The 16,223-nt window shown below is 68.7% G+C and carries 13 protein-coding genes and 2 pseudogenes; 1 reads left to right on the top strand and 14 read right to left on the bottom strand.

All coding sequences use genetic code 11. The annotated features are described in order from the left end of the window. Positions 1 to 57 precede the first annotated feature (57 nt). From OG900_21920 to OG900_21875, 10 genes and pseudogenes are all read right to left on the bottom strand, one after another. Positions 58 to 2,511, bottom strand: a complete 2,454-nt coding sequence (locus tag OG900_21920; protein WUH92497.1) for a helicase-associated domain-containing protein — start codon at positions 2,509 to 2,511, stop codon at positions 58 to 60. A 302-nt stretch (positions 2,512 to 2,813) separates the two neighbouring features. Next, positions 2,814 to 3,089 (bottom strand): annotated as a pseudogene (locus OG900_21915) (transposase family protein). A 133-nt stretch (positions 3,090 to 3,222) separates the two neighbouring features. After that, complete coding sequence (locus OG900_21910; GenBank protein WUH92496.1) at positions 3,223 to 4,929, bottom strand: VCBS repeat-containing protein; 1,707 nt, start codon at positions 4,927 to 4,929, stop codon at positions 3,223 to 3,225. A gap of 276 nt (positions 4,930 to 5,205) precedes the next feature. Further along, positions 5,206 to 5,718, bottom strand: a complete 513-nt coding sequence (locus OG900_21905; protein WUH92495.1) for a hypothetical protein — start codon at positions 5,716 to 5,718, stop codon at positions 5,206 to 5,208. Positions 5,719 to 5,956: 238 nt separating this feature from the next. Then, a complete protein-coding gene (locus tag OG900_21900; protein ID WUH92494.1) occupies positions 5,957 to 6,289 on the bottom strand; it encodes a helix-turn-helix transcriptional regulator in 333 nt (110 codons plus the stop codon). Between the two features lie 86 nt (positions 6,290 to 6,375). Next, positions 6,376 to 7,797 carry an ATP-binding protein gene (locus tag OG900_21895; protein WUH92493.1) on the bottom strand — a complete coding sequence of 474 codons (1,422 nt, stop codon included), beginning with the start codon at positions 7,795 to 7,797 and terminating at the stop codon, positions 6,376 to 6,378. A gap of 776 nt (positions 7,798 to 8,573) precedes the next feature. Next, a complete protein-coding gene (locus OG900_21890) occupies positions 8,574 to 9,563 on the bottom strand; it encodes a sigma-70 family RNA polymerase sigma factor (protein WUH92492.1) in 990 nt (329 codons plus the stop codon). Between the two features lie 75 nt (positions 9,564 to 9,638). Beyond that, on the bottom strand, positions 9,639 to 10,220 hold the full coding sequence (locus OG900_21885; GenBank protein WUH92491.1) for a TIGR03086 family metal-binding protein: 582 nt from the start codon (positions 10,218 to 10,220) through the stop codon (positions 9,639 to 9,641). A gap of 605 nt (positions 10,221 to 10,825) precedes the next feature. Continuing rightward, positions 10,826 to 11,158 carry a helix-turn-helix transcriptional regulator gene (locus OG900_21880; GenBank protein ID WUH92490.1) on the bottom strand — a complete coding sequence of 111 codons (333 nt, stop codon included), beginning with the start codon at positions 11,156 to 11,158 and terminating at the stop codon, positions 10,826 to 10,828. Next, on the bottom strand, positions 11,155 to 11,289 hold the full coding sequence (locus OG900_21875) for a hypothetical protein (GenBank protein ID WUH96094.1): 135 nt from the start codon (positions 11,287 to 11,289) through the stop codon (positions 11,155 to 11,157). The genes OG900_21880 and OG900_21875 overlap by 4 nt, the downstream gene beginning before the upstream one ends. 4 nt (positions 11,290 to 11,293) lie before the next feature. Between OG900_21875 and OG900_21870 the strand changes: the two are divergent. Further along, positions 11,294 to 11,422: pseudogene (locus OG900_21870) on the top strand (type II toxin-antitoxin system RelE/ParE family toxin). Between the two features lie 144 nt (positions 11,423 to 11,566). Here OG900_21870 and OG900_21865 read toward each other — a convergent pair. The 4 genes from OG900_21865 to OG900_21850 all read right to left on the bottom strand — a co-directional run bounded on the left by OG900_21865 (position 11,567) and on the right by OG900_21850 (position 16,222). Continuing rightward, positions 11,567 to 12,076 carry an HAD domain-containing protein gene (locus OG900_21865; protein ID WUH92489.1) on the bottom strand — a complete coding sequence of 170 codons (510 nt, stop codon included), beginning with the start codon at positions 12,074 to 12,076 and terminating at the stop codon, positions 11,567 to 11,569. Between the two features lie 685 nt (positions 12,077 to 12,761). Next, complete coding sequence (locus OG900_21860) at positions 12,762 to 13,295, bottom strand: dihydrofolate reductase family protein (GenBank protein ID WUH92488.1); 534 nt, start codon at positions 13,293 to 13,295, stop codon at positions 12,762 to 12,764. Positions 13,296 to 13,356: 61 nt separating this feature from the next. Next, positions 13,357 to 14,871 carry an MFS transporter gene (locus OG900_21855; protein WUH92487.1) on the bottom strand — a complete coding sequence of 505 codons (1,515 nt, stop codon included), beginning with the start codon at positions 14,869 to 14,871 and terminating at the stop codon, positions 13,357 to 13,359. Positions 14,872 to 14,953: 82 nt separating this feature from the next. Beyond that, on the bottom strand, positions 14,954 to 16,222 hold the full coding sequence (locus OG900_21850; GenBank protein WUH92486.1) for a sigma-70 family RNA polymerase sigma factor: 1,269 nt from the start codon (positions 16,220 to 16,222) through the stop codon (positions 14,954 to 14,956). Position 16,223 lies beyond the last annotated feature (1 nt).

Below are 16,223 nucleotides of genomic sequence, written 5' to 3'. Positions count from 1 at the left end.
ACGATCCTCCGTCAATTCAGAACCTGCTACACCGGCCAGCCGGAAGCTTTCCGGTGCTCACAAGGGCGATGCGGGCATGACGCTCGCAATGCGGGACAGCGTGAAGACGCGCTCGTCGTTTCGGAGATGGCACCAAGCACGGAGGTAGGGCGGGTCCAAGACCAGTTCGCTGACGCTCCGCACGCTGTGACCGCCGGAGGCTGCGTCGTACTCGATGGTGATCGCGTGACCGGTGTTGACGACATGGGCGAGCTGGCGAACATCGGTGAGGGACAGCCGATCGGCGTACCCGGCGATGATCTCCTCGGTGTCGGTCGCGAAGGGGACTCCGTTGTCCGGGTCGGGCTCCGGGCTCGACGGCGGGGCGGCAGACAGCCTGGCTGCCAGGTCCCGCAGGCTGCCGGGCCCGCGCACCTGCTGGACGGCGCCGGACAGGAGCCGTGAATCAGCACTGCTCGGGGCGCGGCGGGGAGCGGGAACCGGCGGGGCGGCCCGACGCCGTTCCTCTCTTTCGATGCGTACGGCGCCGTCGGCGGCCTCGGCGACGGGTGCGTAGCCCTCGGCCCGCAGCGCCATGAGGGTCTTGGCGAGGGGGGCGCGGCTGATCAACACGGTCGGGGCCAATCGCCGCAGGCCCAGCTCGGCGAGCTTGCGGTGCACGGCGATCTCGGCCATGAGCGCGGCGTCCTCGCTGTGGATCACACAGGCCGCTTGGGCGACGCGAACCCGCCCGTGGCGCCGCGCGGTGTCCGCGATCAGGTACGACAGCGGTTGCGGCAGGGGCCCGGCGGCGACAGCGGCCAGCCCCTCGGCGATGCCGTCGGCGGTACGTCCGGCGTCCAAGGCCCGGCGGATGCTCCCGGCGCTGAACCGCCACATCGATGCGGCACCGCCGGTCTCACGGTCAGCTACGGAGTCGAGGAGTTCGGTGAGCCCGGCTGCCGGGGTCCCGGCGGCGACGGCCGTGAGGTCGGCGCCGATGAGCACCGTCCCGGTGGCGGCGGGCAGAAGCCGGCACGCGGTGGACAACAGGGCTGCCGCATCACCGGCCAGCAGGGCCGCCCCGAGGCCGGACAGGGCTCCCCGGGCGAGGACACCGAGCATTTCCGCCTCCCGGATGACGGTGGCGAACGGCGCTTCGTCCTGCGGCAGTTGATCGGCGAGCGGGCGGTGCCACGCAACCAGCGACCCCAGATCGGGGGTACGCCGCACCCCCTGCCCGGCCGGAAGGTCCGCCGCAGCAGTGAGCAGTCCCTGCCTGGCCTGCCGGCAGCCGTCGCAAGGCGGTGTCCCGGCGAGAGCGGGAAGCGATTTGCCCTCCTCGTCGCGGGCCTGGGCGGGGGTGAGCACCATCGCCCACCACGCCTGAAGCAGCAGCGGGACCCGCTCCCCCGGCTCCAACTCGGACCAGGCGTCGTACGCCTCGGTCAACGGCACGAGATCCCCGTCCCGTGCCAGCAGCCCGGCCGCGTACGCCGTCTCCAGCACCAGGCGCACGACGGCCTCGTCACACCGCGCCGCCTTGCCGAGGCGCGACAGTTCGCGTGCCCCGACACCACCGGACTTGAGCCTGGCGGGCGGCTTGGCAGCGCACACCGACAGCACGGACGCCGTGAGCGAGACGAACGCCGTGAGCGAGGCCGCCGCTTCCCGTTCCACCTCCTCCGCGGTGACCGGCTGGGTCCGCGCGACGGGAGGTACGGGTTCGAACGGCGCATGCCAACCGGGTCCACGCAGAGCCATCGCGATCTGGGCGGGCATCCGGGTCGGCCCGTACCGGTACTGGTCCTGAACCAGCAGTCCCCGCTCCAGCGCCCACCGTGCCGCCCGCCCGGAGGTGGGCTCCGGAGAGCCGAACACCTCGAACCGCGGAACCTGGGACCCGGACTTCGCCAGGCGTTCAAGCAGCTTGCGGGTATCCGCCGGAGCCTGCGCGACCACCGCGACGACCCGCTTCGCATCGCTGTGGTGATCCACCACAGCCGCGAGCCGCTGCTGCTTGCTGCCGGGCGGCTTGACGCCCAAGGAGGCCAGCATTCCGCGCAATCCTTCGGACGTCACTCCCGCCAGCAACTGCTCCAGCGGCGGGTCCAGCCCCAACGGTGCATCCCATGCCTGCCTCAGCGGTGACGCCATACGCAGCGTCCCGCCGCTGTCCGGCCAGACGAGCGCGTGATCGGCCAGGACTTCCAGCGCCACGTCCAGCCCGCGGACTCCCTCCACGTCCGCCAGGCCCAGCAGGCTCGCGAGCGCATCCCGCGTCATGGCCGTCCCCGACGCGGCCAGCGCCTCCGCCGCCTGCAAGGCAGGCCGCGCAAGCCGGGGCAGGGCCAGGGCCACCGACCCCGGACGCTGCAAGCGATCCGCCAGTTCCCCCAGCGACCTCGGCTCCGGGGGCGACACCGTGTCCGAACGCGCCGCCAGCACCCGCTCCAAACGCGGCACGTCCAGCTCCACCAACCACGACGCCAGCCTCGACCCATCTGACTCACCGATGACGGCACACCTCATCTCGCACGAGCAAAGACATGCCGCCGCACCCGTGCGACACAGCTCAAGCTTGGCGCACCCAAGCCGACCGGATCAGACGGTGGCGACGGCATCACCTGAGAGAGTGGAACGAAATGCACTATTTGCCGGAACTGCTCGTCCGGACGTACGGGATGGTTCATCACCGTCCTGACCCGTGGCGCAGCCGTCGATACCGGAGCACTTGCACACCCGCGAACAGGGCTGAACGCAACCCAGACTGCAACCCTTCAACGGGTCAGCCGACAGGCTTCCATTGCTTGACCACGGCTGGCGGGCGCCGGCGCGAGCAACGGGCCGAGGTGGTCGACGATCCGGTCGGCGGCCGACTTCGAGACGCCGAACAGCGGGGCGAGCTGCCGCAGAGTCAGGTTCGTCCGCCAGTACGCGGCGACCGGCAGAACCCGGTCCTCCAGTGGCAACGACCAGGGACGGCCTTTGCCCACCGGGTCCGCACCCTCCCGCCGCAGCGCGGTGACGAGCCTGCCGAACTGCCGCGGGCCCAGCCCGCTGAACAGAGCTGTCCACGAGGGCACCGACGCCGTGATCACACCAGCCACCGCAAGATCATCTCACCTGCGCCCAGCACTTACGGGACAACGTTCGGGCGCCCACGGGAGTTGGGCCCGCCGCGCAACGGACCGGGCACCCGCGGACGTATCGCTGTCTGCGGGTGCCCGGTCTGCGGTGCTCTCAGAGGATCAGGTTGTATACCTGCCACCCGCCGCCGATCCGCGTACGGTTCAGGAAGGGCGTTGTGGCTTTGCCCGTGCCGGCGTAGAGCCACAGCACTCCCGCCGCGTCGCGGGCCACCAGGTCCGCCTTGCCGTCGCGGTTGACGTCGCCGGCGACGGAGAGCTGGTTGTAGCCGGACCAGCCCGCGCAGATCCGGGTCCTGGCCTTGAGCGGTGCCTTGGCATTGCCCGTGCCCGCGTAGAGCCACAGCACTCCGGCGCTGTCGCGTGCGGTGAGGTCGGCGATGCCGTCACCGTTCAGGTCGGCGGAGCCGGCGAGCTTGCCGTATATCTGCCACCCGCCGCCGATCCGGGTGCGGGGTGCGAAGGGCGCCTTCGGATTGCCTGTTCCCGCGTAGAACCACAGGACACCGGCCGTGTCGCGGGCGAGCAGGTCGGCATTGCCGTCGCGGTTCAGGTCGCCGCCGCCGGTGAGCGTGGTGTAGATGTTCCACCCGCCGCCGACCTTGGTGCGGTTGGCCAGCGGCGCCCGGGAGTCGAACTGGCGGTGGTAGTACCAGAGCGTCCCCGAGCTGTCGCGGCCGACGAGGTCGCCGCGGCCCTTCAGCTGCGAGGCAGACGGTACGGAGTCCCAGTACTGCAGGTTCTCGCTGAACGGGGACAGCTTGGTCAGTCCGTTGTACGTCTGCCAGCCGCCGCCGATGGTGCCCGGCGGGGCGTACGCGCCCGTGGGGTTGTAGATGCTCAGCTTTCCTGAGCTGTCACGGGTGAGCAGAGGGTGGTCGAGGCGCAGGGGGCCGCCCTTGAGGTCGAACGGGGCCTGCGCGGCGACCTCGTGGCCGAAGCCGTAGCTGCCGGTGTAGACGTCGTACGAGGTGCGCGCCGCGAGCTGATAGCCGGACAGGCCCGCCGGGGCCGTCAGCGTGTAGGAGATGGTCTGCTCGCCCGGAGGGATGCGGCAATCGAGATTGGCCCCACCGACGACCATCATCATCTGGCTGGAGTTGCACACGACACCTGCGCTGGTCGACAGGTCCTCGAAGTGCAGGACGTCCGCGTGGCGCCACCTCGGCTGGCCGTCCAACTGCCAGAAGTGCAACAACAGTTGACCGGGGTCGGCGGCGTGTACGTGCAGAGTGTGCCTGACGGAACCGCCGGACGGCAGGTCGGGGGTGTCGAAGGTGACGGTGTTCCTGGCGGCGTGCTCGCTGCTGAACACGGTCGCTTTGCCGGTCCCGTACGTGTCCCCCGCGGGATTGGCGCCGGCCGCCAGTGCGGTCTGCACACCGGCCGCCAGGTCACCGCCGCTGGGGACGTAGGCGTAACCGAAGTAGGCCGTCGTCAGGTCCGGGGTGCCGGCGGCGACAGCGAAGGAGGGGCTGCTCCTGGCCCCGCCCTGCGCGACGGGGCAGGTGAAGACGGCCGGGTAGCCGGCGACCGGGGTGCAATCGCCGGTGTAATCCACCGTGATGCCCTCGGGCAGTCCTGCGGCACCGGCCTGCGGACCCGTGAGCTGCACGGCGGAGAAGGCGTAGACGACGTCCCCCTCGGCCTGCTCGGAGTTGTCGTACGCGTACGGGGCCCATTGGCCTCCCGGTGCCACGACGTCGACGGTCGCTCCGAAAGTGGGCGCCGGTGCGGCCGCGCCCGCCGGAGGTGAGACCCCGGCAAGACCGGCGGTCAGGGCGGCCGCAGTGACGAGCATGCCGACAGCGCGGCGCAAACGATTCCGCATGAAATCCCCCCCCAGGGTGGTAGACGCCGTTTCGCTCCACTGTGGTTGTCGGAGCGATCGCCCACCATGTGTCAGTTGTGCGGTAGCTGCACAGCGTATCCCCTGGTGGCTGGCGACGCGTCCTCTCGCACCTGTCGGATCCGCAGGTCGTCGAGGTCCCCGTGGGATATGCGCCCTTCACCTCGGATTGGCTCGGTGTACGGGCCCCGTTCAGGGCCAAGCCTGGCGTTTATCCCTGTTGCTGTTTCAGGCGGACGTGTTCGGTGAGGGTTGCGACGCGTTTGATGGTTTTCCCGGGCTCGTAGACAAGTCCGCGGTCGCCGGGTCGCGGACCTTGGGGACCGTCCAGCCGAGGGTCTGCTTGAACAGCCGGAAGGTGTGCTCCAGGTCGAAGCGCCGCAGGAATGCCTGCCGGCGCAGGTCGATGTCCGTGCCGGTCATCGAGGTGCGCGAGGACCACAACCAGACCGGTTTCGGGTCGCGGTCGCCGGGCAGGTGCTCGACCTTCAGGCGGATCAACGTGCCGTGGATCAGTGGGAGTTCGCCGCAGTGATCGAGCCAGGGGCCGCGTGCGTGAATGCGGGGGTGCATCCGGTCCCAGGCGAGGGCTTCGGCTGTCCCGTAGCGGGTGGTGTCGCAGGAAGTGGCCTGGTCGGGGGTGTGCCAGGAGTCGGGCTTGGCGAAGGTGAGGACACCGCCGTGCTTGCGGGGCTGCCCGCCACCCGGGGTGGAGCGGCGGGGGCCGGCGTCGCGGAGCATCACCCGGTCCGAGCGCAGGCGTCCGACCAGCTCCTTCGACGTCGTGCACGGTGAGGCACTGGCGGAGGATACGAGATTCGAACTCGTGAGGGGTTGCCCTGGGCACGCCTTCCCACGGGTCACGTCGTCGATCGCAGACGGACACGCGTGTACCGACCTGCGGCGGAACGGTCGACGGGTGGGCAGTCGGACGTGCCTGAACGCCGACGAGTGAGACCAGGACTGAGACCAGTGACTCTCACGCAGCGTGCGCGATGAACTCGACGGTGGGGGTCTCGCCGTCGGGGGCGATGTTGAGCGACGCGTCGAGTGCGCCGGCAAGCCGGGCGAGCAGGGGAAGGGTAGGGACGGTGCCACCGAGTTCGAGCTTGGACACCTGGGGCTGCGTCATGCGGGCTCGTCCGGCGAGTTCGGCCTGGGAGATCCCGAGTTCGGTCCGGCGGTCGTACACCGCTTGCCCAAGGTCGAAGGCCATACGGATCTCCGTGCGCGTCGCTTCCACTTCGGGAGGTTCGGCGTAGCCTTCTGCGGCCTCCCGCTCGCGGGCGAGCTTCCACTTGGTGTGGTTCACGGGTGCTCTCCCTCTGCGTCGCTGCCCGGACGGTACCGAACGGCATTGAATGCACCCGGAGCTGCAACCACATGGCTCAACCGCGTTCATGCTCTGCGCCAGCCACGCAGCAACTCTTCTGGGCCGTACGTCGCCTGAAGCCCAGAACAGCTGACCCCGCTGCGAGAGACTGCGACGAGCGGCACCGGCTCGTCGGTGATCGCGCCTCGATGTTTCTGCAACGCGGCAAGATCGTGGCTGTCGAACGCGGAATTCTCCAGCCACTTGACCGAGCCGAGGAAGAGCAACTGCTTGGCGACCGGCTGCCGGTCGGCACCCACCAGGTCGATTTCGACGTCGTTGCCGCGGGTCCAGTACCCGCCGATCGCCGGGGTGCCGGGCAGGCGCCCGTCCGGCAGGAGACGGGCGAGAGACTCCCGCACCATGGGCTCGATCGCACGCCCCCGCCAGCTCGTCCACTGCTCCTTGATCCGGCTCAGCGTGACATCTCCCCGCATCCGCTCGATCTCCGCCATGTGCGGATCCAGAAACGCGAGCCAGAACCGGAGGTAGGGGTCGGCCACCCGGTAGCGACGCTCCTTGGACGGCCGCAGGGAGAGGGGCAGCTCGGCCGCCACCACGCGTTTCCCGGTCAGGATGTCCGTGGCCCGGGTGAGGGTGGTGTGTGCAATGCCGCCTGCGGCGCGCGCGATGTTGGTGAACGTTCGCTCCCCGGATCCGATGGCCCGCAGGACTTCCCTGCTCATCGCCTGCGGCGGAAACTCCGCAGCCAGTGACCGCTCGGCGGAGACCAGCAGCGCGGAGATCGGGTTGTCCAGCGAGTCGCGGAGGAAAGCCCAGATATCGTCTCCTGCCTGCCACTCCGCGCAGATCAGCGGGAGTCCGCCCGTGATCAGGGCGGCGTCGAACGCGGCCGCCGGCGGCAGGTCGAGCATCTCCCCGATGTCGGCCGGGGTCAGCGGTCCCACGACCATTTCCCGACCGCGCTGGTGGAAGGGGCGGTCGTAGCTGTTCAGCGCCTCCATCATCGACAGGTCGGATCCGACCAGGAGGAGGATTACCGGCTTTCGGCTGAGCAGGCGGTCCCATGCCCGCTGGAGCACCCCCTCGAAAGCGTCGATTCGATCCATCAGATACGGGACCTCATCGATGACGACGACGCTGGGGGTGTCGTCCGGCAGCACCTCGGCAAGCAGCCTGAACGCCGCATTCCATTGCTCAGGTGTCTCGTCCGAGAACAGTCCGCGCTCGGGCAGGGTGGATCTGGCCACGGCGTCGAGCAGCTCCGTCAGCTCGTCCTGCGCCGTGCCACCCGCCGCGGTGTAGAAGAGGTACGGAGTCTCGGTGCGCCGGAGGAACTCCTCAACGAGGCTGGACTTGCCGACGCGCCTCCGTCCGCGTATGAGGATGCACTGACCGGGCTTCGCCGACCCGACGGCATCCTGGACCGATCGCAGGGCCTTGCCGAGTACGTCCAGCTCGCGGTCCCGCCCGATGAAACGACGCACAGCACGCTCCCACGAGAGATGGTATCGACGCAGATACTATCGCCATTGATACCATTTTCCCTCAGGCATTGCCGATGCGGGAGGAGCGGGTATCCGTTCGGCCTTCCTCGGGGCACCGGTCTCCCGGCAGGACGGGGTGACTGCACGGGGGCTTTCCCGGAATGCGTACAGGCGTCCAGCCGCTGTCCGCGCGTTGATCGGGGCAGCCGCGGTGCAGGGTCTCGTACTCGGAAATCACCGTCCGGCCTCCTCCGCTCAGGGGTAGCAGGGTGTACTCAGGTCCGAACCCACCGTTGGCCACCGTTCGGTACAGCAGGCTCAGAAGCGGAGGCAGCGAGAAACCCAGTTCGCGTTCGGCTGCGCGGACGTCTTGGTCGGTAGCACAGGAGGGAAGGGATCCCGCGTCCCGGAACGCGCGTTCGCGGACTCGAAGGACGAGATTCGATGTGTCACTCATATCGTTGCCCCCCTGGGCGGCGGTGGGGACCGGCTGCAATCGCGTCAGCGCTACGAATTACTCTGCGTAATGGCGGAATAGCCGGTCTCGGCGAGGTCCGCAGCCAGGTCCGCCAGGGACGTCTCCGGATTCAGGGTGGTCACGAGTGCGGCGGTGAGCGGCTGGCGGCTGAGCACGGCTGAGCACGGCTGCCACTGCGGATCGGTCCAGGGAGGTCTCGTAATAGTCCTGGGCGAAATGCAGGTACGCATCTGGTGAGCGGTCCACGAGCAGTTCGAACAGCCGGTCGGCTCCGTCCGGATCGCTTCGCCCCTACACTTCACCGGCTGACGCCGGCCGGAGGGATGGCTGTCGGCGGGAAGCCGAATGTGGTGACCAGGCTGGGCTGGTGGAACGAGCAGATCCGGCTGATGCCCGTGCTGGTGACGGTGAGCACCACTATTCCGTACGCCTGGTAGGTGCCGTGCCGATCACGCGTATAAGCCACCGTTGCGGGCTGCCCGTTGGCGGTCGTCGGCAGCATGAGCCAGTCACCGGGCGATCCCAGAACCCAGGTACGGAGATAGGGCACGCAGGTCTTGTTGCCGGCGAACCAGGTGGTGAAGGGGGTCGCCTCCAGCGTGGCGTCCCTGCACAGCAGCCGCTCCAGAGCGGGCGCGTCGGCGTTCTGGAAGGCCGCGATGTACCGGTCGAGAAGCCTGTGTGCCTCCGGCGCGGTGGGCTGGGTGATCTCGTCAGCCACGGGGGCCAGTTCCCGGAGCCTGGCACGGGCGCGTTGCAGCGTGCTCTTGACTGCCGTTGTGGTGGTGCCGAGCATGACGGCGACCTCGGCGGCCGGGAAGGACAGCACCTCCCGCAGGATGAACACGGCCCGTTGCGAGGCGGACAGGTACTGCAACGTGGCGACAAGCGCCAGCCGCAGGTCCTCGCGCGCGAGGACGATGGAGGCGGGATCGGCCGCGCCCGGGTCGAGGAGCACATCAGGAATGGGCTGCAGCCAGCTGACACCTGGTTCGGCCGGTACGGGGGCCGCTTCGGGGTCCGGTTCCGGACCGCCGAGGCCGGAGGGCAGCACACGTCGGCTGTGGTGCGCCAGAGCGGTCAGGCAGGCGTTGGTGGCGATCTGGTGGAGCCAGGTACGCACCGACGAACGCCCCTCGAACGCGCCGTAGGAGCGCCAGGCACGCAGATACGTCTCCTGGACCACGTCCATGGCGTCGTCCACCGAGCCGAGCATGCGGTAGCAATGCGCCAGCAGTTCTCGCCGGAACGACTCGGTGGCCCCGACGAACGCCTCACTGTCGGGCACGACGGGTTCCGTGTCAGATCCACTCAAGGTCAAAGCTCTTCGGTCCTCCGGTCACACGGTCACACGGTCACACGGTCACACGGTGCGACCGAGGAAGGCGGCCAGCCGGTCGGCAGGACACGCGCCGGCGGGTGCCTCGACGACGGGTCCGAAGATGGCCGCTCCTTCAGGTCCACGGTAGGCGTCGAGGATCTCGACCCGGGCCTGGGCGAGGAGTTCCTCTGCGAGTTCGGGATCCAGGTCGGTGTCGTACCCGATGGCGCGGGCGAGATCCCAGCCGTGGGTGAACTGGTCCCTGGCAACCATGCCCATCAGGTCGGCACCGGAGAACTCACCGAACGCCAGCACGATGCGCTTCTCCAGGACGCCGGCTGACCCGAAAGCTGCCAACGCGCGCTCTGTTGTCTCGTCGTAGTCGGCGAGGAAGTCGTCGGCCGCAACGTCCTCGTCGTTGATCTCATGACCCGCACCCATGGCAACGGAGGCCCCCCACCGAGCCGAGCCGACGAAATGGTTGACCAGAGCGCGCACGTCCCACGACGCGCACGGCGTCGCGGCATCCAACCGGTCGGGGCCGACCCTGGCCAGCACCGCCCGGGTGCTGGCGAAGGCCCGGCTCAACTGCCGGATGGGCGCGAAAGCCTGCTTACTGTCCACCGGTTGCGGCCTCTCTCCCATGTTCTTGGCGAATCAGGCCTCACCCCACCGCAGTCGCGGAAGGTCCTCAGCCCACAACAGGTAGACCTCCTGGCATCGGAAAAGGAATCGCGGCGGTGACATCCACCCGCACGGTGCGGCCCATGCAACCAGCGGCCCCGGCATACCCGGTCGAGGTCGGCCAATCCGGCGACCTCGGGGGCGATGGAGCCTGCGCGCGTGCAGCACGGCTGCGGGATGGCCCTGCGCCGCCTTGCCGTGTCCGGCCAGTACCCGGTGGATGCCGACCTGGTCGCGAATGCACTGACCGGCGATCGGCTGAGCGGCAAACGCCCGGGAAGGTGTCGCCGACACCAGATGACGCCACGAATGTCCGGGCCGCCCCCTGCAAGCAACGGGGGCCTTCGACATCGGGCGGGTGGGGCTTTCGGCCGGCGTCGCTGGGAACCATCGACCAACACTCGAGATCGACGAGAAGCCTCCTGCCGACCGGCTTGTCGGGGACGTACAAGCCGACGGGCCAGATCCGGTCTGACATGCGATGAATCAGGTGATGGTCCGGGTTCCGAACGCCCTCGGACGGAGCTGAATGAGACCAGTGGCCCTCACGCGGCGTGGGGGATGAAGGCGACAGAGGAGGTGTCACCGTCGAGGGCGATGTTGAGCGACGCGTCGAGGGCGCCGGCAAGCCGGGCGAGCAGGGGAAAGGTAGGGACGGTGCCACCGAGTTCGAGCTTGGACACCTGGGGCTGCGTCATGCGGGCTCGTCCGGCGAGTTCGGTCTGGGAGATCCCGAGTTCGGTCCGGCGGTCGTACACCGCTTGCCCAAGGTCGAAGGCCATACGGATCTCCGTGCGCGTCGCTTCCACTTCGGGAGGTTCGGCGTAGCCTTCTGCGGCCTCCCGCTCGCGGGCGAGCTTCCACTGGGCGTGGTTCACGGGCCTTCTCCTTTCGTGACATCGCGAGAGAACTCGCCGTGCGCGCTGTGGCGCTCGGCTTCGCTTATCTTCCTGGCCTGCTTGGCGCAAGCCACTTCCGCATCCTCCCGCATCCGCGTCTTGCGGAACACGGTCAGCACCCTTTCCGAGCCCTACGCCCGATACCTGGGCGACGGGTTACGGGAACTGCGATTCAGCCTCGGCCACGACGGCAACGCCGTCCGTTTGACCTATTGGCTCGCTCCCGAGCGCCGGATCGTGCTGGTGGGCGCGTCCAGCAGACGTTCGGCCGCATGCTCGGCTACGAGATAGTCGCGATCGGACAGGGTGTCCAGCCAGCGCCGGACTTCCGGTTCGATCTCGATCTCCCAGCCATCATCGGCTTGCGCATAAAGCTCCCGAGGACGACTACTCCGCTTGTAGCCACGCGTCGAGGACGGCGAAGTCCACAGCGGTGAGGCCGTGGCGGTGGTCGACCCGGTGCAGGAGGGTTCGGGCGGGGTGGTGAGCGTTGGCCCAGGTGCGGTCGGCGTCGGTGATCTCGTCGTCGAGCCAGGCGAAGGGGCGGTCGGCAGCCCAGCCGAGAAGAGTACGGGTCTTCCAGTGCAGGCCGGACGGCTCGGGCTCCCCGGAGGTCTCCGGCCAGGTCACCACAGGGAGCTGCGGCAGACCCAGGAGCGGCGCGAGGCACTCGTTGGCCTCGGACTCCCATGTGGTGGCCCACACCAAGTCGCAGCGCAACGCCAACAGCCGTGGCCCGAGCGTGGGATCGACCCTGGCCAGCAGCGGATTCGCGCCGGCTTCCTGCGGTACGTACGTCGGATAACCGTCCGGGTACTGCTCCCGCGTGCCGCCGAAGGGGATCAGCGGTCCATCGACGTCAAGGAAGAGGACGGGCCGCGGCGGAGAAACGATCACCTCTGCACCGTACGAGCGGCACAGGCCGACCCGAGAGCGGGCCGACGGCCACCTCCCCGGACATGGCCACGCCGCTGGCGCAACCACACGCGTCGAAGGGCCCGGTGAGGCACTGGCGGAGGATACGAGATTCGAACTCGTGAGGGGTTGCCCCCAACACGCTTTCCACCTGTTCGTCCGGCCGTACGCCGGGGTTCGTCACCGTTCTGAGCTGGGGTGCAGCAGTGGCCGGTGTACTCTTCGGACGTCCGTGAACGGGGGCGAATGCAACCCGAACTGCAACCCTTCGAGACGGTCATCTGCCGCCCGCGTCGGGCGGCCGTCGCGCTGCTCGCCGCCGGTGGCATCTGGTGGCTGTCCCGTATCCCGGTGGACGGGCACCTGTCTCGGCAATCTGCTCGCCCCGCTGGTGGTCATGAGACTCGGGCTGGGGCTGATGTACGCCGGTGTGCAAACGGCCGCGAACGCGGGCGTACCGGAGGATCAAGCCGGAGTGGCCTCGGCTTTGATCACCGTCTCCTTCCAGCTCGGGTCGGCGCTTGGCCTGGAGGTGTTCACCGGAGTCGCGACCAGCCGCACCAGCCACCCGCTGGCAGCCGGAGCCATCGCGCTACGCGCCTCCGACACGCGTGGCGAACGCGCCGCCGCACCACCAACCCACGCTGGTTCCGGCTGTTGTACGGGGTCAGCGTGGCACGTAGGTGAGGATGATCGACCCGTTCTGCAGCCGTTTCTCGTCGGTGAGCCTGAGGTCCAGTCCTGTGGTGTCCACGTGTTCGAAGAGCCGTTGCCCTGAGCCGGCCACGACGGGCATGTACCAGAAGCGGAACTCGTCGATCAGGTGGTCTTGAACGAGTGTGTCGTCGAAACGGGTGGTGCCGTATTTGATGAGGTCCTTGCCCGGCTGCCTCTTCAGGCTCGCGATCGCGCTGGACGGATCGGGACCCAGCAGGGTGGCGTTCCATGTCGTCTCGGCCAGCGATCGGGACGCGACGTACTTGGGCATGGCGTTGATGCGGTCGGTGTAAGGGTTGCCGGTGGCCTGGCCCCAGTTCGCGTAGAAGGTCTCGTACGTCGTCCGGCCCATGACGAATGCCTCGTAGTTGTCGAGCTGCTCAAGCGACAACGCCGAGGACTCGGCATCGAAGAGCGCCCAGCGCTCAGGGGCTTCGATGACTCCGTCCAGCGTGACGAGCGTCGACTCGATGAGTTTGCGCACAGTGGCTCTCCTGGCTCTGAGTGGATGAGGCGTGCAGCCGCCTCGGCAATGGCCGCAATGGTCAGTCGACGGGGGCGGGCTGTGGGACTTGGCGTTGCTGGGCGGTTGTGCCCTGGGTGAGGTCGGTGCGCCTGATGAGGAGGAAGGTGATGAGGATGGCGGACAGGGCGATGAGTCCGCAGACCCACAACGCGGTGTGAAAGCCGCCGGTGAGCGCGTCTGCGAGGTTGTGCCCCTGCGTGCGGAGGTGGCGGGTGCGTGTGGCCGCCACGGAGGAGGCGATGGCGATCCCGATCGCGCCGCCGAGTTGCTGAGATGAGTCGATGAGTCCGGAGGCGACTCCCGCGTCCCGTTCGGTGACGCCGGCCAGGGCCCCGATCGATACCGGGATGAAGATCCAGGTGACAGTGCCGGTGAGAAGGAAGGGTCCGGCCAGATCCGCCCAGAAGCTGCCGTGGACGGGCGCCCGGGTCGCCCACAGGATCCCGGCACCGGTCAGGCTGAGTCCGGCCGCCATCACCAGCTTGGCCGACGCGCGGGTGACGAGCACCTGCGCCGGACCAGCGAGCACCACCCCGGTCAGGCCGACGGTCAGCCAGGCCAGGCCGGTGTTCATTGCGGAGTATCCGAGTACCTGCTGCATGTACAGGGTGCCGATGAAGATGTAGCCGTAGAAGCTGGCCCCGAGCAGGAACCCGACGGCGTTGGACCCGGCGAGAGTGCTCAGCCGGAAAAGCCGTAGCGGGAGCAGCGGCGCTTGTGCCCTGGCCTCGATGGCCACGAACGCCGCCAGCAGGGCCGCCGACGTCGCGAGCAGGGCCAGAGTCCGGGTGGCGGCCCATCCGGCGGTCGGCGCCTGCGAGATGGCGTACGCCATGAGCACCAGAGCGGCGGTCACCGTGATGGCGCCCAGCGGGTCGTAGCGGCGGCGGGCGGCGGCCAGCCTGCTTTCGGGCACGACACGTCGGGTCAGCAGCAGCGTGGCGCCGCCGATGATCACGTTCAGGTAGAAGATGTACGGCCAACCGGCGTATCGGGTGAGGGCGCCGCCGGCCAGCACGCCGACGGTCGCGCCGCTGGCCCCAATCGCGCCCCACAGGCCGAGTGCCTTGTTGCGCTCGGCGCCCTCGGTGAACATGTTCATCACGATCGACAGCGCGGCGGGCAGCACCATGGCAGCGCCCAGGCCTTGGAGGCTCCGCATGATGATCAGGAAGATGCCACTGGTGGCCAGCGCGCAGGCCAGCGAAGCCGCGGTGAACAACGCCAGTCCGGCCATGAACACGCGCCTGCGCCCGAGCAGGTCGGCGGCACGGCCGCCGAGCAGCAGGAACCCGCCGAAGGTGAGCGCGTACGCGGTCACCACCCACTGCAGGTCCGCCGGTGCGAAGTGCAGCTCACTGCCGATCGTCGGCAGCGCGACGTTGACGATCAGCATGTCGACCGCCGTGATGAAGTACGCCACGGCCAGCAGCGAGAACGCCCGCCACCTGTGTACCTGTCCGGATGCGGCCGCCGCGGCCTGGCCGCCGCCGATATCGTCGCTCGGACCTACCGCGTTCACGGACTCCGGCATCGGTCTCTCCTGGTCTCATCGGGTGATCTCAGGAGGGAGACGAACGGCGCGCGCCAGAACCGGACACGCCTCCAAGAATCTTTCAGGAGGTTTCCAGGCTCTCGATCCGCCGCTCGAAGGCGGCACGCTCGGCGGTGCTGCGGGCCAGCGCGATCGCGCGCTCGTAGTACTCCCGGGCCGCGGCGTGTCGGTCGGCCCGCCGTTCCAGGTCGGCACGGGCCGCCCAGTAGAAGGGATATCGCGTCAGCTTGGGCTCTTCCGCGAGGGCGATCAGCTCGCGGCGGCCGTTGTCGACGCCGTCCCGTTCGGCCACCGCCAGCGCACGGTTGAGCGCCACGACAGGGCTCCAGGACTGTTCGGCGAGGAACTGGTAGAAGCCGACGATCCTGTCCCAGTCAGTCTCCTGAACCGAAGGTGCGATCGCGTGCTCGCAGGCGATGCCGGCTTCCAGATGCCATCGGGACAAGTGATCCCCGCTGGCCGCGTGACCGAGGTGCACCAGACCCTGCTCGATACGCGCCCGATCCCAGCGGCTCCGGTCCTGGTCCTCCAGGGGGACGAAGACGCCTCGCTCGTCAAGACGTGTGGACAGGCGGGCAGCGCCGAAGCAGAACAGGGCGGCCAGAGCGTGCACGTCGGGATGCGCGGTTGCCTCGGCCTGTAGCAGCAACTCAGTGAGATGCAGAGCGTCGTCGCACAGAAACGGACGTACCGGGGTCTGGGGGTTGCTGCCGTGATAACCCTCATTGAACAGCAGATAGAGCGATCGCAGGACCGAGCCACGCCGGGTGTCGAGGTCAGGCAGGTCGTCCACGTCGGGCAACCGCCCCAGCTCACGCAGGCGTCCGCGACCGCGGTGCAGGCGTCGATCGATGGTCTGGGTGTCCACGAGGAACGCTTGACCGATCTCCTTGGGTGACAGGCCGCACAGCCACCGAAGGATCAGGGTGACGTGCGTCTCGCGGCTCAGGCCGGGGTCACACACAGCGAACATCATGGCCAGCTGGCTGGTCCCCTCGGCTTCCGGAGCCAGGGCCGCCTCGATGGTGTCGGTCAGCTTGGTGGTCGTTGCCAGTTCGGGCAGGAAAGAGCGGTGCCGCTGTTCCCGGCGGATCATGTCGATCGCCCGGTTGTGAGCTGCCCGGATGATCCATGCCTTCGGGTCCCGCGGCAGACCGAAGCGCCACGCCTGCATGGCGCTCACCAGCGCGTCATGGACGACGTCCTCGGCGAGCGGGATGTTCGTCGGGCCCAGGACCCGGATCAACGCGCTGACCAGGTGCACGTACTCCCTGCGGAACAGGTCCTCCACCAGTTGTGCAGAAGCGTGCGCCTCGGGCCCTTCGTTCACG

This window comes from Streptomyces sp. NBC_00433 (assembly GCA_036015235.1).
Lineage (GTDB): Bacteria > Actinomycetota > Actinomycetes > Streptomycetales > Streptomycetaceae > Actinacidiphila.
Note: the sequence above shows the minus strand (reverse complement) of the source record. Positions and strands in the feature narration are given on the sequence as shown.